Origin of the sequence: Streptomyces sp. NRRL S-337 (genome assembly GCF_000720175.1) — a bacterium.
GTDB lineage: Bacteria > Actinomycetota > Actinomycetes > Streptomycetales > Streptomycetaceae > Streptomyces > Streptomyces siderophoricus.
On record NZ_JOIX01000077.1, the window covers coordinates 22296 to 36015 of the forward strand.

General features: G+C 73.7%; 9 protein-coding genes. 7 read left to right on the forward strand and 2 right to left on the reverse strand.

Going from position 1 to position 13720, the window contains the following annotated elements; genetic code table 11:
• Positions 1–103 precede the first annotated feature (103 nt).
• The 3 genes from IG62_RS0133985 to IG62_RS0133995 all read left to right on the forward strand — a co-directional run bounded on the left by IG62_RS0133985 (position 104) and on the right by IG62_RS0133995 (position 4309).
• Positions 104–1504 carry a glutamine synthetase family protein gene (locus IG62_RS0133985; protein WP_030812501.1) on the forward strand — a complete coding sequence of 467 codons (1401 nt, stop codon included), beginning with the start codon at positions 104–106 and terminating at the stop codon, positions 1502–1504.
• Positions 1504–2751, forward strand: coding sequence for an amidohydrolase family protein (locus IG62_RS0133990; RefSeq protein ID WP_051798995.1), 1248 nt, complete (start codon positions 1504–1506; stop codon positions 2749–2751). Before IG62_RS0133985 ends, IG62_RS0133990 begins: the two co-directional genes overlap by 1 nt.
• Before the next feature lie 277 nt (positions 2752–3028).
• A complete protein-coding gene (locus IG62_RS0133995; protein ID WP_051799002.1) occupies positions 3029–4309 on the forward strand; it encodes an MFS transporter in 1281 nt (426 codons plus the stop codon).
• Between the two features lie 263 nt (positions 4310–4572).
• Here IG62_RS0133995 and IG62_RS0134000 read toward each other — a convergent pair whose 3' ends face one another.
• Positions 4573–6096, reverse strand: a complete 1524-nt coding sequence (locus tag IG62_RS0134000; protein WP_030812510.1) for a M81 family metallopeptidase — start codon at positions 6094–6096, stop codon at positions 4573–4575.
• Positions 6097–6167: 71 nt separating this feature from the next.
• A complete protein-coding gene (locus tag IG62_RS0134005) occupies positions 6168–7364 on the reverse strand; it encodes an ROK family transcriptional regulator (RefSeq protein ID WP_078872418.1) in 1197 nt (398 codons plus the stop codon).
• A 331-nt stretch (positions 7365–7695) separates the two neighbouring features.
• Here IG62_RS0134005 and IG62_RS0134010 point away from each other — a divergent pair, with 331 nt between their 5' ends.
• From IG62_RS0134010 to IG62_RS0134025, 4 genes are read left to right on the forward strand one after another with little or no spacing between them, the layout of a single operon-like run.
• Positions 7696–9450 (forward strand): peptide ABC transporter substrate-binding protein, encoded by a 1755-nt coding sequence (locus IG62_RS0134010; protein WP_234326858.1) that lies wholly within the window; start codon positions 7696–7698, stop codon positions 9448–9450.
• Complete coding sequence (locus tag IG62_RS0134015) at positions 9447–10397, forward strand: ABC transporter permease (RefSeq protein ID WP_030812520.1); 951 nt, start codon at positions 9447–9449, stop codon at positions 10395–10397. The genes IG62_RS0134010 and IG62_RS0134015 overlap by 4 nt, the downstream gene beginning before the upstream one ends.
• 37 nt (positions 10398–10434) lie before the next feature.
• Positions 10435–11340 carry an ABC transporter permease gene (locus IG62_RS0134020; protein ID WP_030812523.1) on the forward strand — a complete coding sequence of 302 codons (906 nt, stop codon included), beginning with the start codon at positions 10435–10437 and terminating at the stop codon, positions 11338–11340.
• On the forward strand, positions 11337–13364 hold the full coding sequence (locus tag IG62_RS0134025) for a dipeptide ABC transporter ATP-binding protein (RefSeq protein WP_030812526.1): 2028 nt from the start codon (positions 11337–11339) through the stop codon (positions 13362–13364). Before IG62_RS0134020 ends, IG62_RS0134025 begins: the two co-directional genes overlap by 4 nt.
• Positions 13365–13720 lie beyond the last annotated feature (356 nt).

Below are 13720 nucleotides of genomic sequence, written 5' to 3' on the forward strand. Positions count from 1 at the left end.
ACGGGGGTCCCTCCCAGCGCTGGCTGGGGGGCGTCCGGCCGCCCCGGCAACCGACGGGGGAACGGTCGCCGAGCGATCGGCACGGTCGAGTGAGGACGGCTCTATGACATCGCGGGCTGGGGAACAGCGCGAGGAAGCCCGGCAGTTGACGGCACGCCTGGAGGCCGAAGGCGTCCGCAACATCGCGCTGACCTGGGTGGACAACGCGGGCATCGCACGCGTCAAGACCGTACCGGCGCAACGGCTCGCGGACACCGCCGCCCGCGGCGTCGGCATGTCACCGGTCTTCGACGTCTTCACCTCCGACGACACCATCACCGAATCCGACCACCTCGGCGGACCCGACGGCGACCTGCGGCTCTTCCCCGACCTGGACCGCGTCACCGTCCTCGCCGCCCAGCCCGGCTGGGCCTGGGCCCCGGCCGACCGCTACGACCAGCTCGGCCGGCCGCACCCGGCCTGCCAGCGGCAGTTCGCCCGGCGGATGACCGAACGCGCCACCGCCGCCGGCCTCGACCTGCGGATGGGCTTCGAAACCGAATGGGTGGTCACCCGCGCCCCCGAAAGCCACCACCCCGGCACCACCGACACCTCCGCCCCCCTCGACTACCCCTGCGCCGGCCCCGCCTACGGCATGACCCGCGTCGTCGAACTCTCCGACTACCTCCGCGACGTCACCGAGGCCCTGACCGTCCAGGACATCGACGTCCTCCAGCTCCACCCCGAATACGCACCCGGCCAGTTCGAGCTCACCACCGCCCCCGGCGACCCGGTGCGCGCCGCCGACGACGTCGTCCTGGTCCGCGAGACCATCCGCGCGGTCTCCGCCCGGCACGGCCTGCGCGCCTCCTTCGCCCCCGCGTTCGTCGCCGGCCAGGTCGGCAACGGCTGCCACCTCCACCTCGGCCTCTACCGCGACGGCCGCAGTCTGCACCGCACCCCCGACGCCGCACACGGCCTCGCCCCGGACGCCGACGCCTTCCTCGCCGGCATCCTCGGCACCCTCCCCGCCCTGCTCGCCCTCGGCTGCCCGTCCCCCGCCAGCTACCTCCGGCTCCAACCCTCCCGCTGGGCCGGCGTCTACCAGTGCTGGGGCGTCGAGAACCGCGAGGCCGCCCTGCGGCTCATCACGGGCGCGCCCGACGACCCCGATGGCGGCCACGCCGAGGTCAAGACCTTCGACGCCGCCGCCAACCCCTACCTCGCGGTCGGCGCGGTGATCGCCGCCGGACTGCACGGCATCGACGCCCGGGCCACCCTCCCGGAACCGCAGAGCGGCGACCCCGGCGTCCTCGGCGTCCGCGAACGCGCCCGGCGCGGCATCGTCCGGCTCCCCGCCACCCTCACCGAGGCCACCGACCGGCTGGAGAAGTCCGCACCGCTCTACGAGGCCCTGGGCAAGGTCCTGCACGGCGCCGTCCTCGCCGTCCGGCGCGCCGAGGAAGCGCTGTTCGCCGAGAGCACCGACGAGGAGATCACCGCCGCCACCCGCTGGCGCTGGTGATGCCCGCCGACGCCCGGGAAAGCGGCCCCCGCTTCGACGACGGCCTGCCGCCGCTGGTGGACCACCACTGCCACGGCGTGCTGCGCCACGAGTCCGACGCGGCGACGTTCGCCTCGTACCTCACCGAATCGGACCGGCCGCCCGCGGCGGGCACCACCCACTTCGACACCCAGACCGGGTTCGCGGTCCGCCGCTGGTGCCCGCCGCTGCTCGACCTGCCCGCACACTGCCCGCCCGAGCGCTACCTCGCCCGCCGCCGCGAGCTGGGCCCCGACGAAACCCACCGGCGGCTGCTCGGCGCCACCGGCATCGGCGCCTACCTCGTCGACACCGGACTGCCCGGCGACCTGACCGGCCCGGACGAGACGGCCGCGGCCGGCGGCGGCACCGGCCACGAGGTCGTACGGCTGGAAACCCTCGCCGAACGCACCGCCGCCGCGGTTGCCGACGGGGGCGTTGGCGGGGGCGGTGGCAGTGGCGGGGGCGCCGACGCCGAGGAGTTCACCGACGCCCTGACCCGCGCCGTCCAGGAGGCCGCCCGCACCGCCGTCGCCTTCAAGACCGTCGCCGCCTACCGCCACGGACTCGCACTCGCCCCCGAACCGCCCAGCGCCGGCGCCGTACACACCGCCGCCCGCACCTGGCTGGCCGCCGGCGCCGGCCGCCTCACCGACCCGGTCCTGCTCCGCCACCTCATCGCCCTGGCCGTCGCCACCGGCCGCCCGCTCCAGATCCACACCGGCTTCGGCGACCCCGACCTCCGGATCGACCACGCCGACCCGGCCCTCCTCACCGACCTCGTCCGCGCCACCGCCGGCACCGGCACGGACCTCGTCCTCCTGCACTGCTACCCGTACCACCGGCAGGCCGCCTACCTGGCGAGCGTCTTCCCCCACGTCTACGCCGACGTCGGACTCACCCTCAGCCACACCGGTCCCCGCGCCACCACCGTCCTCGCCGAGTTCCTCGAACTCGCCCCCTTCGGCAAACTGCTCTTCTCCACCGACGCCCACGGCCTGCCGGAGCTCTACGTCGTGGGCAGCGCACTGTTCCGCACCGCACTGGCGGAGGTGCTCGGCGCCTGGACGGCGAGCGGCGCATGGTCGGCGGACGACGCCCACCGCGTCGGCGCCATGCTCGCCGCGGAGAACGCCCGCCGGGTGTATGGCTTGGGAGCGGCGGGTCGGGAGTGGACGCGGGAGCGGGAGCGGGGGCAGGGGCGGGGGCGGGGACCACGGAACGGGTAGGCGGGTGTGGCTGTCCTGGAACGGGCGGTGTGGGGCGGGACGGGTAGAGGGCGCGGCTGTTCGGGGACGGCGGGCGGGGCGCGTATGGGACGCGGCTTCCCGGGGCCGGTGAAGCGGGACGCGTAAGGGGCGTACGGCCCGGACGCCTCTTCCCGCCCTGCCGTCGGTCCTCGGTCATGCTCATGCTTTACTGCGCCGCGTGGCCGATACAACGACCTCGGGCGAGACGTCCGACGAGACCTCCGGTGAGACGCCCGGGCAGACCACCGGACGGACCATCGGGCAGACCACCGGCGCCCGTCCGGATAAGACCGGAACGCCCTGGCATTCCCGCATATTCGCCGACCTGACACCCCTGCGCACCTCGCCCGACTACCGCCGCCTGTGGTGCGGCAACACCATCTCCTGGATGGGCCAGCAGATGACCGCCCTCGCGGTCTCGCTGCAGGTGTACGCCATCACCCGGTCCACCTTCTCGGTCGGACTGGTGGGCCTGTGCTCGCTCGTCCCGCTGGTCGTCTTCGGCCTGTACGGCGGCGCCATCGCCGACACCGTGGACCGCCGCAAACTCGGCCTGTACAGCGCGGCCGGCGCCACCGCGATGTCCCTCACACTGGCCACCGCCGCGCTCGCCGGATACCACCGGGTGTGGCTGCTCTACACCGTGGTCGCCCTCCAGGCCGTCTGCTTCGCGATGAACTCCCCGGCCCGCACGTCGATGATCCCCCGGCTGCTGCCCACCGAACAGCTGCCGGCCGCCAACGCCCTCAACTCCCTGACCAGCAACCTCGGTCTGATGGGCGGCCCCATGCTGGGCGGCGTCATCGTCGGCCTGTGGGGCTACCAGGCCGCGTACCTGATCGACGTCGTGGCCTTCAGCGGCTCGCTCTACGCGATGTGGCGCCTGCCGTCCATGCGCCCCGACCAGGGCGACGGCCCGCGGCGCCGCGCCTCCGTCCTCGACGGTCTGCGCTTCCTCGCCACCCGCCCCAACCTGCGGATGACGTTCTTCTCCGACCTGGCGGCCATGGTGCTGGCCCAGCCGCGCGCGCTGTTCCCCGCGGTCGCGGTGCTCTGGTTCGCCGGCGACGCCAAGACCGTCGGCCTGCTCGTCGCCGCGCCCGCGGTCGGCGCCGTCCTCGGCGGACTGTTCTCCGGCTGGCTCGGCGGCATCCGCCGGCACGGCCTGGCCATCCTGCTCGCGGTCGCCTCCTGGGGCGCGGCCATCGCGTGCTTCGGGCTCTCCCGGAACCTGTGGCTCGGCCTGTTCTTCCTCGCTGTGGCCGGCTGCGCCGACACCGTCTCGATGGTCTTCCGCAGCACCATGCTCCAGGCTGCCACCCCGGACGCGATGCGCGGCCGCCTCCAGGGCGTCTTCATCGTCGTCGTCGCCGGCGGCCCCCGCCTCGGCGACTTCCTCGCCGGCTCGGCCTCCGACCTGACCTCCCCGGCCACCGCCGTCATCGGCGGCGGCCTGGCCTGCATCCTGACCGTCACGGCCCTCGGCCTCGGCCGCCGCGCATTCGCGAGGTACGACGCACGCGATCCGCAGCCGTAGCCGCGAGCAGCGAGGGCCTTCGGCCGCAGCCGGTCCTTGAAGCCCGCGACGGTAGGTCGCGATGGCAGTCCGCGACGGTAGGCCGGAGCGGTATGGGGGTAGGGAACGGTCTGGGGCGATCCGTACCCGTAGGGGGCAGTCGAACAGTTCCCGTAGGGGATGCCTGAGCCCCCTGCTGGGCCCCAACGCGGTGGCGCAGCCGTTGGTAACGCCGCCCGTCAGGGCGCTCCGGCCTGGTTCCGCAGCGAGCGTCGTCCCCGGTCCTACAGCAAGCGCGGGGTCAGATCCGGGTCGGCGAAGTCCTCGTCGTCGAACGGGTACAAGGGGCGGCGGATCTTGTGGTGGCCGAGGCGGAGGAGGTCCTGGTCGACGCCGCCGGGGGTGAGGGCGAGGAGCCAGTCGGCGGCCATGGCGTACAACTCCGGTTCCAGGTAGCCGATCTTGACGACCACCAGGTCGTAGTCGAGCGGGTCCAGCGAACCGAAGTCGGCGCGGGTGTGGAACGGGGTGCGCCGCTCGGTCAGGATCACCGTCACCCCGCCGCGGGTGACCGCCGCGCGCCGGCCGCCACCGTCGTACGCCGGATTGCCGCGCGGTGCGCCCGAGGCGGGTCCCGGGGCCTCCAACGCCGTGACCGTGCCGGTGAGTTCGTACGAGGCGGCGTGCGGGCCGGTGCCCGCGCTGAAGCAGCCGCCGACGCGCAGGGTCACCTCGGCGCCCGGCCCAGCGGCGAAGCACGCGGCGACCGCCGCCGGATCGGTGAGGCCCGGGTGCAGCGCGGTGCGCCGGCCGCTCGCCAGGTCCTCGTGCGCCAGCAGCCGGCCGAGCATGTACGCGAGGTCGCCGGCCCCGCCCGCGGTGGGGTTGTCGCCCGAATCGCTGATCAGGAACGGCCGGGCGGACGAGGCCACCGCACGGGCGATGCAGTCGTCGGCGTCGCCGGTCGGGCCGACGAAGGTGAAGTCCCGGCGGGCGTCCCAGTACGCGCGGGCCAGCGCGCCGGCCTGGTCGAGGGCGAGCCCGGGATCGTCCGCGGTGACCACCACCGCGGCCCGGCAGCGTTCCTCGTCGGCCCAGGCGTACCCGACCCAGAGCGCCGCGTCGACGATCCCGTCGAGTGCCTCGACGGTCGCCAGCCGGCCGTAGAGCGACGCGGCCGGTTCGAGGCGGGTGCTGGTCTTCTCGCCCGGGAGGAGCACCGGGATCTGCACCCAGGCCCGGTGCGGGCGGCCCTTGCCGGACACCAGCCGCGCAACGAGGTTGCGGGCGGCCCGCTCCCGGGTTTCCCAGGCGTCCTCGTGCGGCGCCATCCGGTGCGCGGTCAGCAGATCGAGGTGCTCGGCGAACCGGCGCGAGACGTTGCCGTGCAGGTCCATGGCGGCCGAGATCAGGGTGACGGGGCCGGTCGCCGCACGTACGGCAGCGGTCAGGTCCGCCTCGGCGTCGGCCAGCCCGACGACGCTCATCGCACCGTGGATGTCGTAGACCAGCCCGTCCAGCGGGCCGGACTCCCTTATGCGGTCGGTGAGTTCGGAGCGGATGCGGTCATAGGTGGCGCGCTCGACCGGACCGCCGGGCACCGCGACGGCATGCACCAGCGGGACCCACTCGACCGCCCCGGAGAGGTCCCCGTCCGGCCGGGTCCAGGTGTAGCGGTCCAGCAGTTCGCGCCCCCGGGTGACGCGGAAGTCGTCGTACGTCGAGCGGTGCGGGCAGAACTGGCTGGACTCGATGGCCATACCGCCGATGCCGATGCGCAGCGGGCGGCCGGTCGTCGCTGGGGCCATGCGGGCTCACTTCCCTGGGTGGCGGGTTTCGTGGCGGGGGAGGGGGCGGTGGGGGTTCGCCGGTGGCGTTGCTATGTGGCGGGCGTTGCTCCCGGGGTGCCGGGGCCGGGCTGAGGGTGGGGCACGGCGGGCGGGATGCCGCTCAGTACGGCGTGGCCGGCGCCGAGCAGTCCCGCGTCCGGGCCGCAGACCGCGGTGTCGATGGTGAGTTCGCTGGTGGCCATCGGCAGACAGCGCTCGTAGAGCATCCCGCGCACCGCGGCGACCAGCGGCTGGGCACCGGCCAGCGCGCCACCCAGGATCACCGCCTCGGGGTTGAAGAAGTTCACGACGACCGCGAGCACCGCACCGATGTCCCGGCCGGCCTGCCGCACCAGGGTGGTGGCCTGCGCGTCGCCGTGTTCGACCAGCCGCAGGACGTCGGCGGCGGACTCGGCGGGGATGCCCCGCTCACGCAGCGTGGCGGCGATCGCGGCGCCGCTCGCCACCGTCTCCAGACAGCCGATGTTGCCGCAGGAACAAGGGAGTCGGGCCGACTCGTCCACCCGGACGTGACTGATGTCGCCGGCCGCACCGTGCGCCCCGCGGTGCAGCCGGCCGTCGCTGATGACGCCCGAGCCGATGCCGCGGCCGGCCTTGACGACGACGAGATGGCGCCGGGCGGGGTGCGCGGCGCGGTGTTCGCCGAGCGCCATCATGTTGGCGTCGTTGTCGAGCAGCACCGGCAGCCCGAGACGGTCGGCCAGCCGGTCGCGGAGCGGGAACAGGTGCCAGCCGGGCATCCGGGAGGGGGCGACGACCCGGGCGCCGTCGGCGTCGACCGGACCGGGGAAACCGATGCCGACGCCGCGGACCGTCCGCCCGGCCGCCCGCTGCCGTTCGGCCAGCGCGCCCAGCCGGTCGGCGAGGGCGTCCAGGGCGGGCCCGGGGCCGGTGGTCAGATCGGTCGGGTGGTCCTCGGCGTCGAAGACGTCGCCGGTCGGGCCCACCGCACCGGTACGGAGGTGGTGGCTGCCCAGGTCGGCGGCGAGCGCCACCGCTCCCTGCCCGGCGACCCGCAGCAGCCGTGGCCGCCGGCCGCCGCGCGAGGCGCCCTCACCGGATTCGGTCAGCAGCCCGGCCTCGACCAGTTCCTGGACCCGGGCGGACACGGTGGACGCGGCGAGCCCGAGCTCGCGGACGAGGTCGGCGCGGGAGGTGGCGGAGCCGTTCGCGACGAGCGCGAGGACGTGCGCGGCGGAACCGGGCGGCTCGTCGGGGAGGGGCATGGGCACGTGCCTTTCGCGGGGCGGTCGGGGCGAGGGGAGTGGCCGGCGGTCGGCGCGCGGGTTTCGTGCGGGCTCCGGACTTCCTGCTTCCTTCGGCGGGCTTCCTTCGATGAACTTCCTTCGCCACCGAAGCAACCTCCGTCCCAACTCGCTGCCAGTAGAGCGCAGTCGGCCCGGTTTCGCCAGGGTCTTGACTTCTTTTCGCGGCCGTCCGTACGTTGCTCGCACTCTTCCACCGGCCCGACCTCCCGGAGGCAGTATGGGCCCGCACAGGACACGAACTCCCGCCCCCGGTAAGCGACTTGGTGCAGAGGGCCGAGCCGGCCGGCTGGTGGCCGCCGTCCTGCTCGGTGCCGCCGCGCTGGTCGGCTGCGGCCCGCCTGGCAACGTTGTCACCGAGCTGGGCCCCACCGGCGGCGTGCCCGTCGAGGGCGGGACCGCCACCATGGCGCTGCCGCCCGCCTCCACCCCCAACTGGATCTTCCCCATCGGCGCCCCCGGCTATCTGGCCTCCTACAACAGTGCCATCCAGGACCTGCTGTTCCTGCGGCTCTACCTGCCCGAGAAGAAGGGCGACGCGCTGACCCTGGACTCACCCCGCGGCCTCGCCGAAAAACCCCGCTACGGCGACGGCAACCGCACCGTCAGCATCACCCTCAAAAAGGGCTACCGCTGGTCCGACGGGCGCCCCGTCACCACCCGCGACGTGAAATTCTGGTTCGATCTCATCAAGGCCAACAGACAGGAATGGGCCGGGTATTCGCCGAAACTGATGCCCGACGACGTCACGGCATTCAAAATCCTCGACGACCGCACCTTCCGGCTCCGGCTGGACCGCGCCTACAATCCGGCGTGGTTCACCGCCAACGAACTCCAGGACTTCGTGGCCCTCCCCGTACACGCCTGGAACCCGCACCACGAGGACCCCCGGCGGGCCTTCGCCCGGTTGATGCGGCACGCCCGGCAGTTCTCCGCATTCGCCACCGACCCGCTGTGGAAAACCGTCGACGGCCCCTGGAAGATAGCGAAATGGACCACCGCCGGGCAGGTGGAACTGATCCCCAACACGCACTACAGCGGGCCGGACAAACCCCATCTCGACCGGGTCGTCCTCAAGCCCTTCACCACCGCCGACTCCGAATTCAACGTCCTGCGGGCCGGCGGCGTCGACTACGGCTACCTGCCACCCTCCGTCATGGCACAGTCGGCGAAATTCCGGGCGATGGGCTATCGCATCGACCCCTGGGAGGGCTGGGCGATCACCTACCTCGTGCTCAATTACCACCACCCCACCGCCGGGCCCCTGCTGCGGCAGACCTATCTGCGCCAGGCGCTACAGCACCTCATCGACCAGAAGACGATCTCCCGGGTGATCTGGCACGGCAGCGCCGCCCCCACCCTCGGCCCGGTCCCGGCCGGTCTGCTCGCCACCGATCCGTATCCCTACGACCCCCAGCGGGCGAAGGCGCTGCTGGCGGACCACGGCTGGGCCGCCCGGGACGGCGTGCTGCGCTGCGTACGGCCCGGGCGCGGCGCCGGCGCGTGCGGCGCGGGCATCGAGGACGGGCAGGAGCTGCGGCTCTCGCTGCTCTCCCAGTCCGGTTCGACCGAGACCTCCAACACCATGCAGGTCCTCAAGTCGGAGTTCGACACGGCGGGCATCGCCCTCGACGTCCGGCAGCAGCCGCTGAACACGGTCCTGGGCACCACCGTCCCCTGCCGGACCGCCGACCCCGTCTGCTCCGCCTGGCAGCTCGGCTTCTTCGGCACCCAGGGCAGCTGGTACTTCCCGCCCGACCCCAGCGGGGAGAAGATCTTCGCCAGCAACGCCCCTTCCAACATGGGCAGTTGGGCCGATCGTCGTACCGACGAGCTGATCCGGGCCACCGAGTACTCCGACGATCCCGCCGCACTGCGCGCCTACGGCCGCGAGGTCGCCCGCCGCCTCCCGGTGCTGTGGACCCCCAACCCCGCCTATCAGGTCTCCGCCATCCGCAACGACCTGCGCGGCGTCGACCAGAACCCCACGCTGTCACTGGCCCCGCAGGACTGGTACTACGTCAAGAAGGGCGGTGTCGGCCGGTGACCCGCTTCCTGGCCAAGCGCCTAGCCCAGGCCCTGGTCGTCCTGCTGCTGGTCTCCGTCATCGTCTTCGTCCTGCTGCACCTGCTCCCCGGCGGCCCGGCCCGCGCCATCCTCGGTGTGCAGGCCACACCCCAGGCCGTCGCGCACTTCAACCACCAGCAGGGATACGACCGTTCGCTTCCCCAGCAGTACCTGATGTACCTCGGCCGGCTGCTCACCGGCGACCTGGGGGAGTCCTACAAGCTCAACCAGAGCGTGGCCTCGCTGCTCGCCGAACGGCTGCCCAGGACCGCCCTGCTGGCCGGGCTGGCGCTGGCGCTGGCCGCCGTCCTGGCCGTACCGCTCGGCATCCTGCAGGCGGTACGCCGCGGCCGCGCCGCCGACCACGTACTGACCGGCCTGGCCTTCCTCGCCTACGCCACCCCGGTCTTCTTCCTCGGGCTCGTCCTCGTCCTGGTCTTCAGCCAGCAGCTGCCCCTGCTGCCCGCCGAGGCGCCGCAGGCCGACACGGTCGGCGGGATCCTCGCCCAGCCGGCCGGGCTGGTCCTCCCGGTCGTGACCACGGCCCTGGGAATCGTCGCCGCCTTCAGCCGCTATCTGCGCTCCGCGGTCCTCGACAACCTCGCCGAGGACTACGTCCGCACCGCCCGCGCCAAGGGCCAGTCCGGCGCCCGGGTGCTGGTCCGGCACGTGCTGCGCAATGCGCTCATCCCGCTGGTCACCCTCCTCGGCCTCTACCTGCCGACCCTCTTCAGCGGCACCCTCGTCGTCGAGTCGATGTTCAACTACCCGGGCATGGGGCTGCTGTTCTGGAACGCGGCCCAGGGCTCGGACTTCCCCGTACTCCTCGGAGTGACCCTCGTCGTGGGCGTCGCCACCGTCCTCGGCTCCCTGCTCGCCGACGTCGCCTACGCCGTCCTCGACCCGCGCATCAGGAGCGTGCCGTGACCACCACCGCCCCCGCACCGCGCATCAGGAGCGTGCCGTGACCACCACCGCCCCCGCACCGCCGGAGGCCGGGCCGGCCGCTCCCGGGCCGGTCCGCCGCGTCCTGACCGGCCTCCGCCGCAACAAGCTCGCGCTGACCGGTGCCCTGATCCTGCTGGCCCTGCTCGCCTTCTGCTTCCTCGGCCCGCTGCTCCACCCCACCGACCAGATCCACACCGACCTCACCCGGGCCAACCGCGCCCCCGGCGCCGGCCACCTGCTCGGCACCACCGACCTCGGCTACGACCTGCTCGGCCGGCTGATGTACGGCGGCCGCACCTCCCTGGAGGTGGGCCTTGCGGCCGGGCTGCTGGCCACCCTCCTCGGCACCGTCTACGGCGCGGTCGCCGGCTACTTCGGCGGCTGGCTGGACGCCGTGATGATGCGGGTCACCGACGCCGCGCTCGCCATCCCGGCGCTCTTCCTCCTCGTCGTGGTCGCCACCCTCGTCACCCCCAGCAAGCCCGTCCTCATCCTGGTCATCGCCTCCGTCGCCTGGCTCTCCCCGGCCCGGCTGCTGCGCGGCGAGGCGCTGGCGCTGCGCAGCCGGGACTACGTCCACGCGATGCGGCTGATGGGCGGCGGCACGGGGCGGGCGGTGTTCCGGCACATCCTGCCCAACGCCCTGGGCACCGTCGTCGTCAACGCCACCTTCCAGGTCGCCGACGCCATCCTCTACGTCGCCTACCTCTCCTTCCTCGGCCTCTCCCTGCCGCCGCCCGCCGTCGACTGGGGTTCCCTGCTCTCCGCCGGCATCACCTACACCCAGGTCGGCCACTGGTGGCTGATCTTCCCGCCGGGCCTCGCGATCGTGCTGGTCGTGGCGGCCTTCAACTTCCTCGGCGACGGGCTGCGGGACGCCTTCGACGTACGGCTCGACACGGGACGGGGCAGCCACCGATGACCGAACCCCTGCTGCGCATCGACGACCTGCACGTGGACATCGCCACCCGCGACCGGACCGTGCACGCCCTCGACGGCATCGACCTCGACCTCGCCCCCGGCGAAGCGCTCGGCCTGGTCGGCGAGTCCGGCTGCGGCAAGACCCTCACCGCCCTCTCCGTCCTCGGCCTGCTCCCCGCGGGCGGCCGGATCACCGGCGGACGCATCCTCTTCCACGGCACGGACCTGGCCGCCGCCCCCGAACCCGCCCTGCAGGGCGTCCGCGGCCACACCATCGGCATGGTCTTCCAGGACCCGCTGACCTCACTCAACCCCACCATGACCATCGGCGCCCAGGTCGCCGAGCCGCTCCGTCTGCACACCCCGCTGACCAGAGCCCAGGCCCGCGCCAAGGCCGAGGAGATGCTCGGCCTGGTCGGCCTGCCCCGCCCCGCCGAGCGGATGGCCCACTATCCGCACCAGCTCAGCGGCGGCATGCGGCAGCGCGTCGCGATTGCCATGGCCCTGGTCTGCGAACCGGACCTGCTGATCGCCGACGAACCCACTACCGCCCTCGACGTCACCACCCAGCACCAGATCCTGGAGCTCGTCGACGAACTGCGCACCCGGCTCGGCATGGCCCTGATCCTCGTCACCCACGACCTCGGGGTGATCGCCCGCCGGGTCGACCGGGTCGCGGTGATGTACGCCGGCCGGATCGCCGAACGCGCCCCCGTACAACCGCTGTTCGCCACCCCGCGGCACCGCTACACCCAGGCCCTCTTCGCCGCCCTCCCGGAACGCGCCCCCGACCCCGCCCGCCCGCTCGCCACCGTCCCCGGCCTCCCACCGGTCCTCACCACCCGCCCCACCGGCTGCCGCTTCGCACCCCGCTGCGGCTTCGCCACCGACCTCTGCCGCACCGCGGAACCGGAGCTCACCGACGGCCCCGACGGCGCCCGGCCGGCCGACCACGCCGCGCACGCCTTCGCCTGCTTCCACCCGGCCGGCCCGGCCCCCGGCACCGACCCGGTCGCCGAAATACGCCCGCCCGCCCCCGCCGCGGCACCGCCCCGCACCGACGCACCGCTGCTCCGCCTCACCGACCTCGCCAAGACCTACCCGCTGCACGGCGGCCCGTTCGCCCGCCGCCGGGGCGCCGCCGAGATCAGCGCGGTGGCCGGGATCTCGCTCACCGTCCGGCGCGGCGAGACCTTCGGCATCGTCGGCGAGTCCGGCTGCGGCAAATCCACCCTCGGCCGGCTGGCGGTCGGCCTGGAGACACCCAGCACGGGCACCGTCGAGGTCGCCGGGCGTGACCTGGCCACGCTGCGGGGCCGCGAGCTGCGTGCCCACCGGCGCGAGGTCCAGCTGATGTTCCAGGACTCCGCCGCGGCCATGGACCCCCGGATGCGGGTCGGCGCCGTACTGACCGAACCCCTGGTCATCCAGGGCATCGGTGACCGGGCCGCCCGGCAGCGGCGGATCGCCGGACTCCTGGACGACGTCGGACTGCCGCGCGGCGCCGTCGACCGCTACCCGCACGAATTCTCCGGCGGCCAGCGCCAGCGCCTCGGCCTGGCCCGCGCCCTCGCGCTCGCCCCCTCTCTCGTGGTCGCCGACGAACCGGTCTCCGCGCTCGACGTCTCCGTCCAGGCCCAGATCCTCAACCTGATGCGCGCCCTGCAACGGGACAAGGGCCTGAGCTACCTCTTCATCTCGCACGACCTGGCGGTGGTGCGGCACGTCGCGGACCGGGTCGGCGTGATGTACCTCGGCGAACTCGTCGAGACCGGCCCCGCGGAGGCGGTCTTCGACCGCCCGCTCCACCCCTATACGCGCGGACTCCTGGACACGGTCCGCCCGCCCGGTCCCGCCTCCCGCCCCCTCGGCGGCGAGACCCCCTCGGCCGCGGACCCACCGTCGGGGTGCCGGTTCCGCACGCGGTGCGTCTTCGCGACGCAACGGTGCGCGGCGGAGCCACCACCGACGGTGGGGGGTGGCGCGGGCCACTCCGCCTCCTGCCACTTTCCGCTTCGCGGGTAGCCCCACGTAGCTGTCTGCTGCGCCGCGGGGCGCTGCGCTTTGCGGCGCCCCGCACGTACTTGGCTGTCCCGCCGCGGGTCGGCTCGCCGTTGCGCTTTGCGGCGCGCCGCACGTAGCTGTCTGCGGCGCCGCGGGGCGTCTCGTCGTTGCGCCTGCGGCGGGCTGGGTTTGTGGTGGGTGCGGTGACGGGCCTGCGGGGCCGGTGTTTGGGACTGCTGTCGCTTTACGTCCCAAACACCGGCCCACTCCCCTCAACGGGAGGTCCGTCACCGCACCCACCACAAACCCAGCCCGCCGCAGGCGCAACGGCGAGCGAGCCCCGCGGCGGGAGAGACGGCTACGTGCGGGGCGCCGCA